The organism is Pseudomonas frederiksbergensis (assembly GCF_001952935.1).
Classification (GTDB): domain Bacteria; phylum Pseudomonadota; class Gammaproteobacteria; order Pseudomonadales; family Pseudomonadaceae; genus Aquipseudomonas; species Aquipseudomonas frederiksbergensis.
The window spans coordinates 5,050,502-5,070,341 of sequence record NZ_CP018319.1 but is presented as its reverse complement, the minus strand read 5'-3'; the positions used below and the strand labels follow the sequence as shown (position 1 = coordinate 5,070,341).

At 61.0% G+C, this 19,840-nt stretch carries 15 protein-coding genes and 1 pseudogene; 3 read left to right on the top strand and 13 right to left on the bottom strand.

From position 1 onward, the window contains the following. Positions 1-29: 29 nt before the first annotated feature. From PFAS1_RS23910 to PFAS1_RS23885, 6 genes are all read right to left on the bottom strand, one after another. Entirely contained in the window at positions 30-794 is a 765-nt protein-coding gene (locus PFAS1_RS23910; protein WP_076030777.1) for an IclR family transcriptional regulator, read from the bottom strand. A 157-nt stretch (positions 795-951) separates the two neighbouring features. Further along, positions 952-1,341: a RidA family protein gene (locus tag PFAS1_RS23905; RefSeq protein WP_007898265.1), complete on the bottom strand. Its 390-nt coding sequence runs from the start codon at positions 1,339-1,341 to the stop codon at positions 952-954. Between the two features lie 42 nt (positions 1,342-1,383). Beyond that, positions 1,384-2,175: an amino acid ABC transporter ATP-binding protein gene (locus PFAS1_RS23900; RefSeq protein WP_076030776.1), complete on the bottom strand. Its 792-nt coding sequence runs from the start codon at positions 2,173-2,175 to the stop codon at positions 1,384-1,386. Further along, the gene (locus PFAS1_RS23895) at positions 2,172-2,834 is read right to left on the bottom strand and encodes an amino acid ABC transporter permease (protein ID WP_074877545.1); all 663 of its coding nucleotides are present in this window, start codon (positions 2,832-2,834) and stop codon (positions 2,172-2,174) included. Before PFAS1_RS23895 ends, PFAS1_RS23900 begins: the two co-directional genes overlap by 4 nt. Positions 2,835-2,843: 9 nt before the next feature. Then, positions 2,844-3,506, bottom strand: coding sequence for an amino acid ABC transporter permease (locus PFAS1_RS23890; RefSeq protein WP_076030775.1), 663 nt, complete (start codon positions 3,504-3,506; stop codon positions 2,844-2,846). 52 nt (positions 3,507-3,558) lie between these two features. Beyond that, a complete protein-coding gene (locus PFAS1_RS23885) occupies positions 3,559-4,407 on the bottom strand; it encodes a transporter substrate-binding domain-containing protein (protein WP_076030774.1) in 849 nt (282 codons plus the stop codon). A 484-nt stretch (positions 4,408-4,891) separates the two neighbouring features. Here PFAS1_RS23885 and PFAS1_RS23880 point away from each other — a divergent pair. Then, positions 4,892-5,322: pseudogene (locus PFAS1_RS23880) on the top strand (thioredoxin family protein). A 67-nt stretch (positions 5,323-5,389) separates the two neighbouring features. On the opposite strand, the gene PFAS1_RS23875 reads toward PFAS1_RS23880, so the two are convergent. Beyond that, positions 5,390-6,949, bottom strand: a complete 1,560-nt coding sequence (locus PFAS1_RS23875; RefSeq protein ID WP_076030773.1) for a TerC family protein — start codon at positions 6,947-6,949, stop codon at positions 5,390-5,392. 267 nt (positions 6,950-7,216) lie between these two features. Beyond that, a complete protein-coding gene (locus PFAS1_RS23870) occupies positions 7,217-8,083 on the bottom strand; it encodes a LysR family transcriptional regulator (protein WP_074877560.1) in 867 nt (288 codons plus the stop codon). A gap of 103 nt (positions 8,084-8,186) precedes the next feature. Between PFAS1_RS23870 and PFAS1_RS23865 the strand changes: the two genes are divergently transcribed. Together PFAS1_RS23865 and PFAS1_RS23860 are read left to right on the top strand one after the other, a co-directional pair. Continuing rightward, complete coding sequence (locus PFAS1_RS23865) at positions 8,187-9,758, top strand: MFS transporter (RefSeq protein ID WP_076030772.1); 1,572 nt, start codon at positions 8,187-8,189, stop codon at positions 9,756-9,758. Between the two features lie 54 nt (positions 9,759-9,812). Beyond that, positions 9,813-11,039: an NADH:flavin oxidoreductase/NADH oxidase family protein gene (locus tag PFAS1_RS23860; RefSeq protein WP_076030771.1), complete on the top strand. Its 1,227-nt coding sequence runs from the start codon at positions 9,813-9,815 to the stop codon at positions 11,037-11,039. Between the two features lie 312 nt (positions 11,040-11,351). On the opposite strand, the gene PFAS1_RS23855 is transcribed toward PFAS1_RS23860, so the two are convergent. The 5 genes from PFAS1_RS23855 to cobW all read right to left on the bottom strand — a co-directional run bounded on the left by PFAS1_RS23855 (position 11,352) and on the right by cobW (position 19,767). Further along, a complete protein-coding gene (locus tag PFAS1_RS23855) occupies positions 11,352-12,998 on the bottom strand; it encodes a phospholipase D-like domain-containing protein (protein WP_076030770.1) in 1,647 nt (548 codons plus the stop codon). A 28-nt stretch (positions 12,999-13,026) separates the two neighbouring features. Beyond that, positions 13,027-13,566: a vWA domain-containing protein gene (locus PFAS1_RS23850; protein WP_198044930.1), complete on the bottom strand. Its 540-nt coding sequence runs from the start codon at positions 13,564-13,566 to the stop codon at positions 13,027-13,029. A gap of 119 nt (positions 13,567-13,685) precedes the next feature. Then, entirely contained in the window at positions 13,686-14,684 is a 999-nt protein-coding gene (locus PFAS1_RS23845) for a magnesium chelatase ATPase subunit I (RefSeq protein WP_076030768.1), read from the bottom strand. Between the two features lie 139 nt (positions 14,685-14,823). Next, on the bottom strand, positions 14,824-18,690 hold the full coding sequence (gene cobN / locus PFAS1_RS23840) for a cobaltochelatase subunit CobN (RefSeq protein ID WP_076030767.1): 3,867 nt from the start codon (positions 18,688-18,690) through the stop codon (positions 14,824-14,826). Between the two features lie 3 nt (positions 18,691-18,693). After that, positions 18,694-19,767: a cobalamin biosynthesis protein CobW gene (cobW, locus tag PFAS1_RS23835; protein WP_076030766.1), complete on the bottom strand. Its 1,074-nt coding sequence runs from the start codon at positions 19,765-19,767 to the stop codon at positions 18,694-18,696. Positions 19,768-19,840: the final 73 nt, after the last annotated feature.

Genomic DNA, 19,840 nt, shown 5'->3' with positions numbered 1-19,840 from the left:
CTCACATTCGCGGCCGCAGGCAGCCGCTGTTATTCGTTGATGCGACGGGCCAGGCTGTTGGCGCTGTCGATCAGCACCCGGCGGTAGTCGTTGTAGTTGTTCTTGGCATCGGCCCGTGGGGCGACGATGCACAGGGTCGCAATGGCCACGCCGTTCGGGTCTTTGACCGGGGCGGCGAAGCAATGGGTAAAGGTGTCGGCAACGCTATCGAAAGAGAAGAAGCCATCGATAGCGGCTTGACGGATTTCACCGAGAAACTGCTCCAGCGGCAGACGCTCGCCGTTGGGCAGGATGAAGTCGTCGTGATCAATCAGGTCGACGATTTCCTGGTCGTTCAAGTGCGCCAGCAGCAAGCGCCCGGAAGCGGTCCAGGGGATCGGCGCGTTCTCGCCGATGTCCGAGGAAATGCGGAAATGCCGCTCGCCCTCTTTCATCAAGGCCACGGTGTATTTGCGCCCGTTGAGCAGGCACATCTGCGCGGTTTCGCGGGTCTGGCTGACGATCTCCTGCAAGGCGTGATCGGCCTCGCGGGTCAGGTCGAAATGGCGCAGATGCGCCTGCCCGAGGAAGTACAGCTGACGGCCGAGGTAGACGTGACCGTCCTTGCCCACGGCCTCCAGAATCCGCCGCTCCAGCAGGGAGGCAACCAATTCGTAGACCGTGGATTTCGGGCTGCCGATGCCGCTGGCGATTTCGTTCGGGCGCAGCGGCTTGCCGACTTCCTTGAGAAAATCGAGGATATCGAACGCCCGGTCCAGACCGCGAGCCCGGCGCTTGATGGTGTCTTCGGTCATGTCAGTGGTTCCCATTCAAAGTCGCCGGGAGTTTACCGCTAATGATCGTTCCCACGCTCTGCGTGGGAATGCCTCAATGGACGCGCAGCAATCGCATTGGGACGCGGAGCGTCCCGGGCTGCATTCCCACGCGGAGCGTGGGGAACGATCATTAGGGTCAGGCCTTTTTCTTATACGCGATGCAATCGATCTCGACCTTGCAATCGACCATCATGTTCGCCTGCACACAGGCCCGGGCCGGTGCGTGTTCGCTTTTGAAGTACTCGGAGAACACCTTGTTGAAACTCCAGAAATCCCGCGGGTCTTCCAGCCACACACCGGTGCGCACCACATCTTCGAGGCCGTAACCTGCCTCTTCGAGAATCGCGATCAGGTTCTTCATGGTCTGGTGAGTCTGTTCGACGATGCCACCCACAATGATTTCGCCATCCAGCGCCGGTACTTGCCCGGACACATGCAGCCAGCCATCGGCTTCAACGGCGCGGGCGAAAGGACGGGGCTGGCCGCCACCGGCGGTGCTGCCGGTGCCGTAACGAGTAATACTCATGAGTGTTTCTCCTGGTTGAAGTAAAAATGCTTTTGAAAAAAATCAGAACCGCGTGTTCTTGAGAAACTCCGCCAGACGCGGTGATTGCGGGCGTTCGAACAGTTCCTTGGGTGGCCCCTGCTCTTCGATCCGCCCCTGATTCATGAAAACGATCTTGTCCGAGACCTCGAAGGCGAAACGCATTTCGTGGGTCACCAGCAGCATGGTCATGCCATCCTCGGCCAGGCCTTTGATCACGCTCAGCACTTCGCCCACCAGTTCCGGGTCGAGGGCCGAAGTGACTTCGTCGAACAGCATCAGGCTCGGGTTCATCGCAATCGCCCGGGCAATCGCCACACGCTGCTGCTGACCACCGGACAACTGACCGGGGAAGTGATCGCGGCGTTCCAGCAAGCCGACCCGCTCCAGCCATTTTTCCGCCAGGGCCACCGCTTCATCCTTGGGCAGCTTTTTGACCTTGAGCAAACCGAGGGTGACGTTCTGCAACGCCGTGAGGTGCGGAAACAGGTTGAACTGCTGGAATGCCATGCCGGTCATGGCCCGATGCCGCGCGATGACTTTTTCCGCGTGACGCACGCGCTTGCCGTTGACCTCGTCATAACCGATGGACTCGCCATCAAGCATGATCTGCCCGCCCTGGAACTCTTCGAGCATGTTCACGCAACGCAGCAGCGTGGTCTTGCCCGAGCCGCTGGAACCGATCAGCGTGACGACGTTGCCGCGCTGCATGGTCAGGTCAACGCCCTTGAGCACCTCGAGCTGGCCGTACTTTTTGTGCAACCCGCGAATGTCCAGCAGGGGCTGATCGTTTTGAGCGTTATTAGATGGAGTCATGGCAAGGCCACCCGCTTTTCAATGTGCCGGCCGAGTAATTCGATGGCGTAGTTGATGACGAAAAACAGCAATCCGGCGAACAGGTAAAACTCGAGGGTCATGAAGGTCCGGGCGATGATCTGTTGCGTGCTGAGTAGCAATTCAGCAACCCCGATCACCGACAGCAGCGTCGAAGCCTTGACGATCTCGGTCGACGAGTTGACCCATGTCGGCAAGATCTGCCGCAACGCCTGAGGCAGCAACACGTAGCCCAAAGACTGAAAGAACGTCAGGCCGATGGCCTTGCTCGCTTCCATCTGACCACTGGGCAGCGCTTGCAACGCGCCGCGTACAATTTCGGCGACGTGGGAGCCGCAGAACAGCGTCAGCCCCAACGCACCCGCCTGAAAGGCACCGATCTGCCAGCCCAGCGCCGGCGCCATGTAAAAGCAGGCGAGCACCAATACAAACACCGGCGTGCCGCGAATGATGTCGACGTAAAACCGAAACGGCGCGCGCATCCAGAATTTGCCGTAGGTCAGCACCAGGCCGGCGACGATGCCGACCATCGTGCCCAGCAGAATCGCCAGGGCCGAGACCTGCACACTGGTCAAAAAGCCTTGCCACAACACTTCCCGGGCAACCCATAACTCATGCAACCAACTGGGGGATTCGTACATGTGGGCCTCCTATCGGCGAATCGCCAGACGCTGTTCGAGGTAGCGCAGCATCATGGCAATGAGGTAACAGGCCGCCACATAGAGCGCGGTGGTCACCAGCCAGGTTTCAATCACCCGGTAGCTCTCGACATTGATCTTGCGTGCGTAATAGGTCAGTTCCGGCACGGCAATCGCCGCAGCCAGCGAAGTGTCCTTGAACAGCGAAATGAAGTTGTTCGACAAGGCCGGCAGCACATTGCGCAGCATCACCGGCACGGTGATGTACGCCTTGACCTGCCACTCGCCCAGACCGATCGCCAACCCGGCTTCGCGCAGGCCTTTGGGAATGCTCAACAGCCCAGCGCGGAACACTTCGGTCAGGTAGGCCCCGGCATACAGCGACAGGGTGATGATGAACGACGGGATCTTGTCCAGACGAATGCCCAGGCTGGGCAAGGCGAAGTAGATCAACAGAATCAACACCAGAATCGGCGTGTTCCGGATCACCGTCACATACACCGACGCCAGCACCCGCAATGAGCGGTGCTTTGACAGCAAAGCAAACGCCATCATCAGGCCGATCACGCAACCGATGGCGATCGACACCAACGCCAGCTCAAGGCCTAGACCGAGCCCCGCCAGCAAGGTGTCGAAATCGCGCCACACGGCGGCAAAATTCAACTGATAGTTCATGGTCAGCAGTACCTTGAGCGGGGCGATACATCACCGCCCCGCTCTCACGGGATCATTTGAATTCGACGGGGAAACCGATCGTAGGTGTTGGAAGGTCTACACCGAACCACTGCTTGAACGACGCGGCATACGTCGGGAACTCAACGCCTGTCATGCCTTCATGCAGGACAGTATTGACGAAGTTCAGCCAGTCCTGGTCGCCGCGCTTGACCGCGCAGGCGTAGGTTTGCGGGCTCCAGGCATACGCCGGGCTGCGATAGCGCCCCTGGTTCTGCACCATCAGGTATTTCACCGACGACTGATCGGTCGCAGCGGCGTCGGCACGGCCGGAGTTCACGGCCTGATACATCAGGTCCACGCTGTCGTACTGATCGACCTTGGCCTTGGGCAAGGCCTGATGCACCAGTTCTTCGGCGTACACGTTCTGCAACACCGCCACGGTCACACTGTCGCCGGCGGCTTTCAGGTCTTCGATTTCCTTGTACTTGCTGTTGGCCGGCAACAGCAGGCCGACGCCTTCGCGGTAGTACGGCAGCGTGAACGCCACTTGCTGGGCGCGGCTGGCGGTGACGGTAATGAACTGACAGCTCATGTCGACCTTGTCGGTCAGCAGGTTAGGAATCCGCGCATCGGACGACTGCACCACGAACTCGACTTTGCTCGGATCGTTGAACAACCCCTTGGCCACCATCCGCGCGATATCGATATCAAAACCCTGCAACTTGCCATCCGCTCCCTGGAAGTGCCACGGCGCATTGGTACTGCCCGTGCCCACAATCAGTTTCCCGCGGGCCAGCACGCTATCGAGCTTGCTGTCCGCCGCCTGGGCCACGCCCATGACAGCAGCCGAAGCCGCGAAAACAAAAACACACGCTTTAAACAAGGAAGGTCGGCGATGCATGGCAAGCACTCCAGGGTGATGTTTATTCCGCTATACCGGAAGATGGTATGTAACAACGGAATAGACAGCAGAAAGTGTGCCACAGGATGTGAGGGGAATGTTGGGGAGATTGAAAAGTGTTTTGAATCAGATGGATGGAGAAAAATACAAAACCAACGTTACGAAACGCACAGGTGAATGACCGCTACCGTTGGCTACAAAGTGCGGGTACCTGGTTCACAGTTGGAGGTTTTATGGGCTAATTCGGTGCGGTACTGCGTTGGACAAGGGAGGCGGAAAATAAGCTTGATAAGGTCGATTAGCGATCGGCTGCATCCAGTTCCAAGCCCGCTGAGTCGGTCGGGTTGATCCTGTAACACGGTAAGGAGTGTCCAAGACTACGTAGGAAAACCTACCTACCTGTTATTTCTGACAGTAGACCCATCCCTGCGCCTTCCTTTACCGTCGATGGACCGTCAATGGCCGTTGTGAAAAGGAGATTTCAATGAGCTCGAAAATCGCTCGCAAAACGCTGGCCCCGGTCTATCGCAAGGCCTTGAAAACCTGGCGCCCAGTGATCCTGTACTTCGGCAGTGAACACTGTCCCGCCTGCGAAATGGCCGGACCGGTGTTTCGCCAGATTGCCGAACCGTATCGGCATCACGCGCAGATCTACATGCTGAACACCAGAGAGTCCCCCGGCACCCGGACGTCACCGGCACACCCACGGTGCTGTTTTACAAGGAGGGGAAATTACTGAAGAAGCTCAAGGGAATCGGTACTGAGCAAACCTTGCAGGAGGACTTCGCCAAGCACATTGGCAAGGTCAAACCCAGATACGCGGCTCGCAAACCAAGCCACGACCTGGCCTGGTTGCACCAAACCCTGCGGACCTTGTGCACCGTGCCTCGGGCACGTCAGGTGGGCAGGGCTTGAGTTGTCTGGCGCCGGATAGAGCGCTTTCGCGAGCAAGCCCGCGAAAGCCCCTCAAATCCGGCGAAAATTACCCGTCGATACGCGCCAGCAACACACGTGTGACCCGCCGCTCTTCAATCGCCACCACGGTCATCCGCCAGCCTTCCCACTCATGGCTGTCACCGATCATCGGCAGGCGATCCAGCAAGCTCACCACCAGCCCGGCCAGGGTCTGATAGTCGTCTGTGGGCTCTGCCGCAAACCCGGTCCGCTGTCGCACGCGCGCGAGGTTCAACGCACCGCTGACCATGAATCCACCCTTCTCCTCGAACACATCCGGGCCCTCGATTTCGCTGGCGTCAGGCAACTCGCCGGCAATCGATTCGAGAATGTCAGTCATGGTCAACACACCGACGAAGTCACCGAACTCATTGACCACAAACGCAATGTGCGTCGAGGCTTTGCGCATCTGCTCCAGGGCATTGAGGATCGAGTAACTGTCCAGCAAGTTGATGGTTTTGCGCGCCAGATGCTCAAGACCGGGCGAGTTGCCGGCCAGGTATTCCTTGAGCAATTCCTTCTTGTGCACGAAGCCCAGCGGCTCATCCACGGCGCCATCGCGAATCAGTGGCAGGCGCGAATAGGACGAATGCATCAGGCGTGTGCGAATGGCCTCGGCATTGTCGGACAGGTCGATGTAGTCGACGTCAGCGCGCACGGTCATCAAGGTGCGGATCGGCCGTTCGGCGAGTTGCAGCACACCGCTGATCATCACTCGCTCACGCCGATCGAACAGTTCTGCGCTCGGTGCTTCACCGTTGTCCAGCATGTCGGCAATTTCCTCGCCGACCTCCTCCGCCGCCAGCTTGCGGCCACCAAGCAAACGCAGCACGGCGTGGGCCGTGCGCTCACGCATCGGTCGCAAGCCTTGCATGGACTTTTTGCGGCGAGCCCGGGCGATCTGGTTGAAGATCTCGATCAGGATCGAGAAGCCGATGGCCGCGTACAGGTAGCCCTTTGGAATGTGGAAACCCAGGCCTTCAGCAGTCAGCGCGAAGCCGATCATCATCAGGAAGCCCAGACACAGCATGATCACCGTCGGGTGTTCGTTGACGAAACGGGTCAGCGGCTTGCTGGCGACGATCATCAGGCCGATGGAAATAATCACGGCGATCATCATCACCGCCAGTTCATCGACCATGCCCACAGCGGTAATCACCGCGTCCAGAGAGAACACCGCATCGAGCACCACGATCTGCGCCACGATCGGCCAGAACAGCGCATAACCCGCGTTGGACGAGCGCTGGCCGATATGGCCTTCGAGCCGCTCGTGCAATTCCATGGTGGCTTTGAACAACAGGAACACACCACCGAACAGCATGATCAGGTCGCGGCCGGAGAAGCTCTTGTCGAACACCTCGAACAGCGGCTGAGTCAGCGTCACCAGCCAAGAAATACTCGCCAGCAGGCCCAGGCGCATCGGCAACGCCAGGGACAGACCGATGATCCGCGCACGGTCGCGCTGCTCGGGCGGCAGTTTGTCGGCGAGGATGGCGATAAACACCAGGTTGTCGATGCCCAACACCAGCTCCAGCACAATCAACGTCAACAGGCCCAGCCACGCGGTGGGGTCAGCTATCCATTCCATAAAAACGTCTCGATCTCTTCAGTGAATTCAGAATGCCGGGCACGGCAAGGCGCGGCGCGAAGGCCGTGGAACAGCAATGTCATAGGTCTTCAGAAGTCGAAAGACTGGGTGTTTCGCGTGCATCAAGACCGCGCAGTCGCGCGAGGAGAAAGGATAACCGGGAGGCTCCAAGAGGGTGTTCATGCAGGTCCTGAAAGGAAAAAGGCCTTGGAGCGTACAGGCGAACGCGACATTTCCTACAGCTAGAAATCATTACAAAATCTGTAATCAGCGATTTTTGACCTGTTCGATATACCTCGCCACTGCCGGTGATTTTTCGAACCGCCGATAAATCAACGACAACCACGAGCTCGCCTCGCAACCCTTGATTGCCCGGTACAACACCCCGGGCAAACCCACATGCCCCACCACTGATTCGGGCACGACCGCAACGCCCTGCCCCAACGACACCAACGCAATAACCGCCACCAGCCCGCCCGGCTGCGCCCCCAGTTTCGGTGCAAAACCGCCCTCGGCGGCGACTTGCAAAGTGCCGCTGATTTGCTCCGGCAGGATGAATGTCTCGTTCTGCAAATGTTCCGGGCCAATTTCTGGCAGTCGGCACAGCCAGGACTCGGCCGGAAGCGCCAGCACAAAGCCTTCTGCGTCCAGGCGAATGGCTTCCAGGCCCTCTGGCAAGGTCATGGGTGAGCGGACATAGCCAATATCGAAACGCCCCTCGAGCACCATCATCGGCAATGACGCCATGGGACTTTCCCGTACGTTCAGGCTGACGTCAGGACACTCGCGGCCGAAAGCTTGCACCTGTTTCTGCAGCACGCCCGAATACACCGCCGACGCCACGTAACCCAGTTCGATATGGCCAATATCCCCGCGCCCGGCGCGCTGGGCGTTGTACTGAGCGTATTCGAATTGCCGCACCGTCGCCTCGGCCTCGATCAGCAGCGCGGCGCCAGCCTCGGTCAGGCTGACTTCACGTGTCTGGCGCACGAACAATCGCGTGCCGAGTTCGTTCTCCATGTCCTGGATCTGTCGAGTCAAGGTCGGCGGTGCGATGCCGAGTTGTTCGGCGGCGCGGGTGAAGTTGCCTTGCCGGGCAACGGCCAGAAAATAGCGGAAATGCCGTATGTCCATGGGTGCGTTAGCTCAAAGGTAATGAAGTGACAAGGCACGCCTAACAAGGGGAACGCCAACAGACGATAAGCTGCACAGACTTCCACAGTAGAGAAACGCTGCCATGCCCGTCAAACCCAAGGTGAGCCCGCGCCTGACATTACTCACAGCCTCAGGCGTTTGCTCGCTGATCGTTCTCGACACCAACATCGTCGCCGTGACGCTGCCTACGATCGCCCGCGACCTGGGCGCAAACTTCGCCGACATCGAATGGGTGGTCAGCGCTTACATGCTGGCCTTTGCCGCTCTGTTGTTGCCGGCTGGCAGCATCGCCGACCGCTTCGGCCGGCAGAAAACCTTGCTCTGCGGCCTGGTCATTTTCATTCTCGCGTCCATCGGTTGCGGTGCCGCGCCCACTGCGCTGCTCCTCGACATCGCCCGGGCGATCAAGGGTGTCGGCGCGGCCTTGCTGTTGACCTCGGCCCTCGCCTCCATCGGCCACACCTTTCACGACGAAGTGGAACGGGCCAAGGCCTGGGCGTTCTGGGGCGCGTGCATGGGGGTGGCGATGACCGCTGCGCCGACAGTCGGCGGGCTGATCACCGAATACATGGGCTGGCGCTGGATTTTCTACCTTAATCTGCCCGTCGGATTGTTCCTGATGGTGATGGTCTGCCGCGCCGTACCGGAGTCCCGCGACACTCAGTCCGCACGCCTCGATCCCTGGGGCAGCCTGGCGTTCAGTGCCAGTTTGCTGTGCCTGATCTGGGGGCTGATCGAGGCAAACCGGATTGGCTGGAGCAATCCGCTGACCTACGCTCGGCTGATCGGCGGCGCCTTGTTGCTGGGGCTGTTCGTGGTGATTGAACGGATGCAGCGGCGGCCGATGGTCGACCTGCAACTGTTCAAGCATCCGCGTTTCATCGGCGCGCTATTGGGCATGTTTGCCTACGCCGGTTGCGCCCAAGTGATGATGACCCTGCTGCCGTTCTACCTGCAAAACGGCCTGGGTTTTTCGGCCATTGCTTCAGGGCTTGGGATGTTGCCGTTTGCCCTGACCATGCTGATTTGCCCGCGCATCGGTATACGTCTGGCGAATCGATTTGCCCCCGCCACGTTGATGGCCGCCGGTTTGACCCTGGTCGGCAGCGGCAATCTGCTCAGTGCCTGGGCGGTCAGTAGTGGCGGCTACCTGCCCTTCGCCCTGGCGATTGCCGTGACGGGTGCCGGTGCCGGGCTGCTCAATGGCGATACGCAGAAGAACATCATGGCCTGCGTGCCACGGGAGCGTACCGGCATGGCTTCAGGCATGAGCACCACCATGCGTTTCAGCGCAATCGTGCTGGCCATTGGCGTGTTTGGTGCGTTGTTGTCCAGTCAAACCGAACTATTGCTGCGTACGAGCCTGACAGCACAAGGTGCGCAATGGCTCGGCCAAACCCAGGACATTGCCTCGCGGGTGGTGGCCGGTGACATGACGGCGGCGATGGGCCTGTTGCCGGAAACCGCGCGTACGGTGGTCGAACCTTTGGCCCGGCAAGCCTTCGTCGGCGGCTTCAGTCTGCTGCTGTGGGTCGCGGGGTTCTTGGCATTGCTGGGTGCGCTGGTGGTGGGCACGCTGATGCGCAATCCCATTCCCACCCACTCAACTGCGCCAATTCACCAATCTTCATCACGGCCCCATTTGCGCGCTTGACATTAAAGTTAACTTTAAGCTTAGCCTCTGCTCATCACTGATGAGGAGTCAAGTATGTCGCCCTTCCAAGCGTTGAATTTGCCCAACGGCCAGACCATCGGCAACCGCATCGCCAAAGCCGCGATGGAAGAGAACCTTGCCGACAGCGGGCAGGCACCGGCGGAGGCCTTGTTCCGGCTGTATCAGGCGTGGGCCGAAGGCGAAGCCGGCCTGTTGCTGACCGGCAACGTGATGATCGACCGCCGCGCCATGACCGGCCCCGGTGGTGTGGTGCTCGAAGATGAGCGGCACCTGGAACGCTTTCGCCAATGGGCCACTATTGGTCGGGCCGGAGGCGCGCAGTTCTGGATGCAGCTCAATCATCCTGGCCGTCAGACCATGGCCAACCTCGGTCAGCAAGCGTGGGCGCCTTCGGCGGTGGCACTGGATCTGGGCGCGTTCTCGAAGATGTTTGCCGAGCCCAAGCCCATGAGCGAGCGTGACATCGAAGAGGTCATCCAACGCTTCGCCACCAGCGCTGCCCTGGCGGAAAAGGCCGGGTTCACCGGGGTGCAGGTTCATGCCGCACACGGTTATCTGATCAGCCAGTTCCTCTCGCCCCTGACCAACCGCCGAACCGACCGCTGGGGTGGTTCCCTGGAAAATCGCGCGCGCTTGTTGTTGGCGGTGGTCAGCGCCGTGCGCAAATCTGTATCGCCGACATTTTGCGTGGCGGTGAAGCTCAACTCCGCGGATTTCCAGCGCGGCGGTTTCGATGCCGACGATGCCCGGCAAGTCATCCAGTGGCTGAACGATCAATCGATCGATCTGTTGGAACTCTCCGGCGGCAGCTACGAAGCCCCGGCCATGCAAGGCGAGGCCCGGGATGGTCGGACCCTGGCGCGTGAAGCGTACTTTCTGGAAATGGCCGGTGAGCTGGCCCGTGTGGCGAACATGCCGGTGATGGTAACGGGCGGGATTCGACGCCTGGCGATCGTCGAACAAGTGCTCGACAGCGGCATCGCCATGGCCGGAATCGGTACAGCGCTCGCGATTGAACCTCAACTGGTCAAACGCTGGCGCGAAGGTCAGAACAGTCACCCGCAGCTGCCGCCGATTCGCTGGAAGCGCAAACCCCTGGCGGCACTGGCGAGCATGGCCGTCGTGAAATTCCAGCTCAATCGCCTGAGCCGTGGGCGCAAGACCCGCCCCGATGTTTCGGCGCTATGGGCGTTGATTCTCGACCGCGTGTACATCGCCCGGCGGACCCGCCAGTATCGGCAGGCGATGGGAACCAAGTGATCAAATTGATGAAGATCGAATGTGGGAGTGAGCCTGCTCGCGATAGCGCCCGACCAGTCAATATTGATGTCGCCTGACATACCGCTATCGCGAGCAGGCTCACTCCCACAAGGGGTGCGTTTGTCCCGCGAGCATATTTACCGTCCGGAAAAACGCAATCTGGATAGCTGTCATCCGCTGCCAACGAAGATCGAATGTGGGAGCGAGCTTGCTCGCGATAGCGCCCGACCAGTCGATATTGAAGTCGCCTGACACACCGCTATCGCGAGCAAGCTCACTCCCACAAGGGGTGCGTTTGCGCTGCGAATGTGTTTACCGTCCGGAAAAACGCAATCGGGAGAGCTGACGCAAATCCCCGTCGAGGTAATAGTCATCGGTCCAGCTGTCATCCGCCGCCAACGGATGGACCTGCTTGAGCGCGAGTTTCCTGGCGAAGTAGCGAAAGCGGTAATGCTCGTAGAACCGCAGCAGTTCCAGGCCATAACGGTCTGCCAGGTCGGTATCGCCGCGAATGATCAGGTAGTTCTCGTCATTGCCATTGCTGGCCGCGGCACTGAGGTTATGGCTGCCGCTGATGATCGTTGGCGCATCGCTGGTGAAATCCGTGACCACGGCTTTGGTGTGCACCAGCAGGTTGCCCTTCTGGCCTTTCATGTTTTCTCGAAGCCAGCCTTCCAGCCCGGTGTTGAGCAGCGCGGTGGCGGCGAATTCGGCGCTGCGGTCGGCGTGGAAACCGGTGATGCGGCTGGCGGTGTTTTGCAGGCCGTAACGCAAAATGTCGTCGTGGGGCAAGCCGAGCAAAGCGTTCAGGATGTCGTCGGGCAAAGCGAACGCGGTGACGAACAGTACGTCTTTTTTTGCAGCGTTGATGATCTCGACAAACGCTTGCAGGTCCCCTTTGCCCGAGCGGGGTGAGAAACCGGTGAACATCGGCTGCAGCGAATCTATCGGGTTGTTTTGCGTAAGCCAGTTTCGGGTGGCACCGACATCCGCAGGGTTAGCCCAGACCTGCTCGAAGGTGTCCAGATAGCTGGTGCTGACGCGTGTGTCGTCCAGCACATGCACCACGTTGGCCTGGCGGTAAACGCCGTTGGGCGTGAAATTGGTGCTGCCGCAAAGCACCGCTTCGGGCTGACGCTGTCCCGCTACGTCGAGCCGGCTCAGCACCATGAACTTGTTGTGGAAGATGTTATGGGTGACCCGTCCGCGCTTGTTCTCTGCCGGGATTTTTTCCAGGCTGGCCTCGTTCATGATGGTGTCCTCATCGCCCGGTTGGGCGTGATACAGGACTCGAACGTTCACCCCACGCTCGAACGCGGCATTGACCGCATCGACAATGGCCTGCAATTCATACTCGTAGATGGCAATGTCCAGCGCCCACTGGCCATCCACCGCACGCCCGATAAACCCCAGCAAACGTCCGAGCAAACCGTTTTCCAGCCATTGCCGCGGGACATCCGGCCAGGCTTCGATGGGCAGGTTCTTGTTGGCGCTGATCAGCGCATCGAGCTCGGGAAACTTGCGCTGGAACGCCTGGCTGGCGGCCACTGCGCGATTGAAGATCACGCTTTGGTTATTCGGCTGACCATTGTCGGAGGTGACCGTCACTTCCAGAAATTCACCCAGTTGCGGCGCATCAACGCTGCCATAGGCCAGGTGGATTCGGTAATGAATCGTCATCCCCGGATTGACCGCGTAATCGGCCCAACGAAATTTCTGTAATGGCGCGATATCGCTGGGGGTGGCGTGAAATTGGGGAAAGGTATGCGCCTTGCCGGGGAAGGTCAGGCTGTTGAACAGGAACAGCCAGGGCTTGGGGCCTTGCTGCTTTTCGATGGCGAAACCCAAGAGGCCTTTGCGCCGATGTTCGGCCAGGTCCATGGCCAACAGCACGCCATTGGTGCCGGCGTAGGCTTTGACGCGGAAATCGTCCTGAAGGTTGGCGGCTAGAACGCGCATGACTCACTCCTGTGAAGATCTTTTCGGTTCACTCCATATCATCGATATGTCGATATTCGGCCTGTAACTCGGCAGCCATCACCTTAGCCCGCCCAAGCCGGATCGGCCCGCGTTCGATGTCGATCAGCAGACCCGGACAATCAAGCGCCGGCAACATCGACCAGTCCTTCAATCGGCCATCGGTCACCAGCAACAAGCGCTGCCGCTCCGCCGGAAAACGTTTCTGCCTGACCGCCAGCCAGCGCCCCGCCTCATCCAGCGCCGCCAGCAACGGCGTACCCCCGCCCGCTCCCAGCCCATCTAACCAATTACGCAAACCCGCGGAGGCTTTCAACCCTTGCACTTGCCATTTCGGCACATGACCACTGGCCGTGAGCAACGCCAGGCGCGCACGCTGGCGATAGGCATCGTCGAACAGTTGCGCCAGCAAGCCTTTGGCATCGCTTAACGCCTGATGGCGACGAGTCGAAGCCGAGGCGTCGACGATCACCAGCCACAGTTCGTGGGGCGAACGGGTGCGCAGGTGAAACAAGACATCGTCGCGTTGACGCGGGCGGCCGTTCAGCAAGGTGCCGGGCCAATTGATCGAGCCGCTGCGTGCCGCATGACGTTTACCCTGTTTGCCGTTTTCCAGTCGTCCGGCGCGGGGTCTGGCATTCGCCCCCGCGTCAGATCGAGGGCGAATGCCTAGGGCTTTTTTGGCCAGCTCGGCACGTCACGGCGGGCGCCGACCGGGAGCGCCTGAGCGGGCAATTCACCCCATTGGCCCTGGCCTTCGCTCGGGTTGGAATGTTGCGTAGAGGGCGGCTGATTTTGTTGCGGCGCCGGTGGCGATGACTCGCGACGGCGATGGCGCAAGGCAAACTCGGCAACGGCGTCGATGTCTTCCTCGGCGATCGCACTCGACCCGCGCCAAGCGGCGTGGGCACGGGCGGCACGCAACCAGACCAGGTCGGCGCGCAAGCCGTCGACCCCGGCGGCAAAGCAACGCTCGGTAATCTGCGCCAGCGCATGATCGTCGAGCGGGATGCTGGCCAGCGTGCTGCGTGCTTTCTGGCAACGTTCGCGCAGCGACTGCTGTTGGCGTTCCCATTCGGCGCAGAAGCTGTGGGGATCGCTGTCGAAATCCAGCCGGCGCCGGATGATCTGGCCGCGCTCGGTCGGTGCTGTGTGACCGCTGAGAGCGACGTTCAGGCCAAAACGGTCGAGCAGTTGCGGACGCAGCTCACCCTCTTCCGGGTTCATGGTGCCGATCAGCACGAACTTCGCCGAATGCCGATGGGAAATGCCGTCGCGCTCGATCAGGTTGGTGCCGCTGGCAGCCACATCCAGCAGCAGGTCCACCAGGTGATCGGGCAATAAGTTGACCTCATCAACGTAGAGCACGCCGCCGTCAGCCTTGGCCAGTACACCGGGAGAAAACTGTGCGCGACCCTCGCTCAGGGCGGCGTCCAGATCGAGGGTGCCGACCAGTCGTTCTTCGGTGGCGCCGAGCGGCAAGGTGACGAATTGGCCACTGGCGAGCAAGTCCGCCAGGCCACGGGCCAGCGTTGACTTGGCCATGCCGCGGGGGCCTTCGATGAGCACGCCGCCGATTTTCGGGTCGATGGCGGTCAGGTAGAGGGCGAGTTTCAGATCGTCGGCGCCGACCACGGCGGAAAGCGGGAAATGGGGGGTGTCGGTCATGTCGGGTCTCGTTTGTGGTCGGTAATGTGATCGTTCCCACGCTCTGCGTGGGAATGCAGCCCGGGACGCTCTGCGTCCCAAGAGCCGAACGCGGAGCGTCCGTTGAGGCATTCCCACGCGGAGCGTGGGAACGATCCGGCTAACTGTCTTCTTCGATGTCCAGCAACAAATTCTCCAGCGCCTCGCGATACTCGCCAGGCGCCTTCCACATCCCCCGCTGCTGCGCCTCCAGCATTCGTTCAGTCATGTCGCGCAACGCATGCGGATTGTGCTCACGAACAAAATCCCGGGTCGCCGGGTCCAGCAAATACGCATCCGCCAGCAACGCGTACTGGTGATCGTCGATCAGCTGCGTGGTAGCGTCGAAGGCAAACAGGTTATCGACCGTCGCCGCCAGTTCAAACGCGCCTTTATAGCCGTGGCGCTTCACGCCGTCGATCCACTTCGGATTGGCTGCCCGCGAGCGAATCACCCGGTTCAGCTCTTCCTTCAACGTGCGGATCTTCGGCAGGTCCGGCTGACTGTGATCGCCATGGTAACTGGCCGCCGCTTCACCACTGAGGCTTTCCACCGCCGCGAGCATGCCGCCCTGGAACTGGTAATAGTCGTTGGAATCGAGCAAGTCGTGTTCGCGGTTGTCCTGGTTTTGCAGCACCGCCTGAACCTGGCTCAAGCGCTGAGCGAACTGTTCTCGCGCCGAGGTGCCTTCGTCGGAACCGCCGTAAGCGTAGCCGCCCCAGTTCAGATATACCTCGGCCAGGTCGTCGCGGCTTTGCCACAGACGACCATCGATGGCGCCCTGCACGCCCGCGCCGTAAGCACCGGGTTTGGCACCAAAGATGCGCCAACCGGCCTGACGCTTGGCTGCCTCTTCATCCAGCCCCGATTGCATTAACGCTTCGCGCTCGGCACGCACCTTGGCGGCCAAGGGGTTGAGGTCGTCCGGCTCGTCGAGGGCGGCGACCGCTTGCACGGCAGCGTCGAACAGGCGGATCAGGTTGGCAAAGGCATCGCGGAAGAATCCGGAGACGCGCAAGGTCACGTCCACGCGCGGACGGTCCAGCAGGCTCAGCGGCAGAATCTCGAAGTCGTCGACCCGCTGACTGCCGGTGGCCCAGACCGGGCGCACGCCCATCAGCGCCATGGCCTGGGCGATGTCGTCGCCACCGGTGCGCATGGTCGCGGTGCCCCACACCGACAGGCCGAGCTGGCGCAGGTGATCGCCGTGGTCTTGCAGGTGTCGCTCAAGAATCAGGTTGGCTGACTGGAAACCGATACGCCACGCGGTGGTGGTCGGCAGATTACGCACGTCCACCGAATAGAAGTTGCGCCCGGTCGGCAGCACGTCGAGCCGTCCGCGACTCGGCGCACCGCTGGGACCGGCCGGCACGAAGCGGCCGCTGAGGGCGTCGAGCAGACCGCGCATTTCTGCCGGACCGCAGGCGTCCAGTCGTGGCGCGACGACTTCGCGCAGGTTGTCGATGATGGCGCTCACGTCAGACCAACCTACCTCCTGTGGGAGCGGGCTTGCTCGCGAAAGCGGTGGGTCAGGTAAATCAATGTCGACTGGCACTCCGCTTTCGCGAGCAAGCCCGCTCCCACAGGGGCCGGGGTTGGCTTGAGGTTGGTTTAGCGTTTGCGAGATCAGTTGAGCGGCGAACAGTTCCAGGCGTTCTCGGGTATCACCGGCTGTGCGCCAGACTTCATCGGTGAGGGTTTGCAGTTCAATCGGACGTGGCCCGGTCCAAGGTTCGGCGAGCACACAATCCAGCGGATCGAAGCCCAGCGTGAACGCCTTGGCCAAGGCCCGCAGCAGACTCGATTGCGCACCGCGCCCATCGCCTCGCGGAATGCGCAATAACGCCAGCAAGGTGTCGATGCGCAGGCGCCCGGTCGGCGACTCGCCAAACACATGCAGACCGTCGCGGATCTGCGACTCTTTCAAGTCGCACAAATAGGTGTCCAGACGCGGCAACCAGATCGCTGCATCGGCCTCACTGTCGAGTTTTTCGTCCAGTTGCAGTTCGCGGTCGATGTGCGTCTCGCGCACCAGTTGCAGGATGTCGCGCTGCAATTCCCGGGCACGGCGCGGATCGAGCATTTGCGCTTCGTAATACTCGTCGGCGAGTAATTCGAGGTTGCGCAACGGGCCGTACGTTTCGGCACGGGTCAGCGGCGGCATCAGGTGATCGATGATCACCGCTTGCGTACGGCGCTTGGCCTGTGCGCCCTCGCCCGGGTCGTTGACGATAAATGGATAAATGTTCGGCAGCGGACCGAGCAGCGCATCCGGCCAGCAATGCTCCGACAGCCCGACGCCTTTGCCCGGCAACCATTCGAGGTTGCCGTGCTTGCCGACGTGGATCACCCCGTGGGCGCCGTAGGTGTTGCGCAACCAGAAATAGAACGCGAGGTAACCGTGCGGCGGCACCAGGTCCGGGTCGTGATACACCGCGCTCGGATCGACCTGATACCCCCGCGCCGGTTGAATCCCGACGAAGGTCAGGCCAAAGCGCAGCCCAGCGATCATCATTCGCCCGCCACGGAACATCGGGTCGCTTTGCGGCAAGCCCCAACGTTCCAGCACCGCTTGGCGATTGGATTCGGGCAAGGCGTCGAACATCAGGTTGTAGTCGTCCAGCGCGAGGCTTTGCATACACGGGCGCTGGTCGAGGGTGTCGAGGTCATTGCTGACGCCGCCGAGTAATTGCTGGATCAACGCGGTGCCGCTGTCAGGCAACTCGGCCGGCAGCGGATAACCTTCTTTATGCAGCGCACGCAGGATGTTCAGCGCCGCGGCCGGAGTGTCGAGGCCGACACCGTTGCCGATGCGCCCGTCGCGGGTCGGGTAGTTGGCGAGGATCAGGGCGATGCGTTTTTCAGCGTTGGGCACTCGCGCCAGATCAATCCAGCGTCGCGCCAGCTCAGCGACAAAATCCATGCGCGCAGGTGCAGGTCGATAGCAGACCACATCGGATTGACTACGCTCGCTGCGCCAAGCCAGGTCCTTGAAGCTGATCGGCCGGCTAATGATCCGCCCATCCAGTTCCGGCAGCGCGATGTGCATCGCCAGATCGCGCGGCCCGAGGCCTTGTTCGCTGGCGCGCCATCCGGGCTCGTTGTCCTGGGCGCAGATCGCCTGGATCACCGGGATATTGCGGCGAAACGGTCGCAAATGCGGCGCTTCGGGGCTGGATTGGGCGAAACCGGTGGTATTGAGAATCACGCCGGCCTCGACTTCATCCAGCCAGTCCTCGACCACCGCCAGGCAGCCGGGCTCTTTCAGACTGGCCACAGCAATCGGCAACGGGTTCAACCCCGCCGCCTGCAAACGCTGGCAGAAAACATCGATGAAACCGGTGTTGGCCGCCTGCAAATGCGAGCGGTAAAACAGCACCGCCGCCACCGGTTGACCGGCCTGCCAGTCGGCTTGCCAATCCTTCAGTTCAGCGGGGCTTTTGTGCGGATGGTAAACCGCCGTGCGCGGCAGGGTTTGCGGCTCGGCCCAGGCGTAGTCGCGATCCAGCCAGCGATTGGCAAGGCAGCGGAAAAAGTCCAGGGCATTGCCCATGCCGCCCTGACGCAGAAACTGCCAGAGTCGATCGCGGTCTTGCGCGCCCACCGTGCTTAGGTCGCTGAGTTCCGGGTCCGGGCGGTCATCGCCGGGCACCAGAATCAGCTGCACGCCGCGTTCCGACAGCTGCACCAGGCGCTCGACGCCGTAACGCCAATAGGCGATGCCTCCGTGCAGCGAAATCAGAATCACCTTGGCATGGCGCAGCACTTCGTCGACATACAGGTCGACCGAGGCGTGATTCTGCACCTGCATCGGATTGGCCAGACGCACGCTGGGATAATCGTCGGGCAACTGCTGCGCCGCTTCGGCGAGCAGCGCCAGGCTGGAGTCGCCGCTGCACAGGATCACCAGCTCGGCGGGGGTTTGTCCAAGGTCGGCAATGTTGTCATCCGACACGAAACCGCCGGGCTGGGTCCTGAGCAGGTGCATGGCTTAAACGCTGAGCGCAGCGCGCAATTGCGCTTCAAGCAGCGTGGCGTCCAGCGCCTGACCGATCAACACCAGGCGCGTGGTACGCGCTTCGTCGGCCCCCCACTGACGGTCGAAGTGCTTGTCGAATCGTGTGCCCACGCCCTGGATCAGCAAGCGCATCGGCTTGTTCGGAATCGCCGCGAAACCTTTGACGCGCAGGATGCCGTGCTGGACCACCAGTTGAGTCAACGCGTCCAGCAGCAGGCTTTCGTCGGCTTGCGGCAGTTCGATGGAGATGGAGTCGAAGGCATCGTGGTCATGCTCATCGTGATGGCCGTCTTCACCTTCATGGTGGTGATCGTGATGGCTGTGACGGCTGTCGATGTGTTCTTCAGAGCCGGCGCCGAGGCCGATCAGCACGTCCAGTGGCACACGACCGCTGCTGGCTTCGATGACTTTCACCGCAGGCGGCAGTTCTTCAGCGACTTCCAGGCGTACACGGGCCAGGTCTTCAGGGCTGATCAGGTCGGCCTTGTTGAGGATCACCAGGTCGGCGCTGGCCAGTTGGTCGGCGAACAGTTCGTGCAGCGGCGATTCGTGGTCCAGGTTCGGGTCGAGTTTGCGCTGGGCATCGACCTGGTCCGGGAACGCCGCGAAAGTGCCGGCGGCGACCGCAGGGCTGTCGACCACGGTGATGACCGCGTCAACGGTGCAGGCGCTGCGGATTTCCGGCCACTGGAAGGCTTGCACCAGCGGTTTTGGCAGGGCCAGGCCCGAGGTTTCGATGAGGATGTGGTCGAGGTCGCCGCGACGGGCGACCAATTCGCGCATCACGGGGAAGAATTCTTCCTGAACGGTGCAGCACAGGCAGCCGTTGGCCAGTTCGTAGACGCGGCCGTTGGCTTCTTCTTCAGTGCAACCGATGGAGCACTGCTTGAGGATTTCGCCGTCGATACCCAGCTCGCCGAACTCGTTGACGATCACCGCAATGCGACGGCCCTGAGCGTTGTCGAGCATGTGCCGCAGCAACGTGGTTTTGCCCGAGCCGAGGAAACCGGTAACGATGGTGACGGGGAGTTTGGCCAGTGTTTTCATCGGATGCCCTTTGGCAAGGTGGCGGGCATACGGGACGACAATCGCAGCGGCGGATGCGCGCGCGGAAGAGTTC

What these genes read in the sequence shown, in the direction of transcription:
- PFAS1_RS23910 (WP_076030777.1), bottom strand. Translation starts at nt 794, where the DNA reads ATGACCGAAGACACCATCAAGCGCCGGGCTCGCGGTCTGGACCGGGCG.
- PFAS1_RS23905 (WP_007898265.1), bottom strand. Translation starts at nt 1,341, where the DNA reads ATGAGTATTACTCGTTACGGCACCGGCAGCACCGCCGGTGGCGGCCAG.
- PFAS1_RS23900 (WP_076030776.1), bottom strand. Translation starts at nt 2,175, where the DNA reads ATGACTCCATCTAATAACGCTCAAAACGATCAGCCCCTGCTGGACATT.
- PFAS1_RS23895 (WP_074877545.1), bottom strand. Translation starts at nt 2,834, where the DNA reads ATGTACGAATCCCCCAGTTGGTTGCATGAGTTATGGGTTGCCCGGGAA.
- PFAS1_RS23890 (WP_076030775.1), bottom strand. Translation starts at nt 3,506, where the DNA reads ATGAACTATCAGTTGAATTTTGCCGCCGTGTGGCGCGATTTCGACACC.
- PFAS1_RS23885 (WP_076030774.1), bottom strand. Translation starts at nt 4,407, where the DNA reads ATGCATCGCCGACCTTCCTTGTTTAAAGCGTGTGTTTTTGTTTTCGCG.
- PFAS1_RS23875 (WP_076030773.1), bottom strand. Translation starts at nt 6,949, where the DNA reads ATGGAATGGATAGCTGACCCCACCGCGTGGCTGGGCCTGTTGACGTTG.
- PFAS1_RS23870 (WP_074877560.1), bottom strand. Translation starts at nt 8,083, where the DNA reads ATGGACATACGGCATTTCCGCTATTTTCTGGCCGTTGCCCGGCAAGGC.
- PFAS1_RS23865 (WP_076030772.1), top strand. Translation starts at nt 8,187, where the DNA reads ATGCCCGTCAAACCCAAGGTGAGCCCGCGCCTGACATTACTCACAGCC.
- PFAS1_RS23860 (WP_076030771.1), top strand. Translation starts at nt 9,813, where the DNA reads ATGTCGCCCTTCCAAGCGTTGAATTTGCCCAACGGCCAGACCATCGGC.
- PFAS1_RS23855 (WP_076030770.1), bottom strand. Translation starts at nt 12,998, where the DNA reads ATGCGCGTTCTAGCCGCCAACCTTCAGGACGATTTCCGCGTCAAAGCC.
- PFAS1_RS23845 (WP_076030768.1), bottom strand. Translation starts at nt 14,684, where the DNA reads ATGACCGACACCCCCCATTTCCCGCTTTCCGCCGTGGTCGGCGCCGAC.
- cobN (WP_076030767.1), bottom strand. Translation starts at nt 18,690, where the DNA reads ATGCACCTGCTCAGGACCCAGCCCGGCGGTTTCGTGTCGGATGACAAC.
- cobW (WP_076030766.1), bottom strand. Translation starts at nt 19,767, where the DNA reads ATGAAAACACTGGCCAAACTCCCCGTCACCATCGTTACCGGTTTCCTC.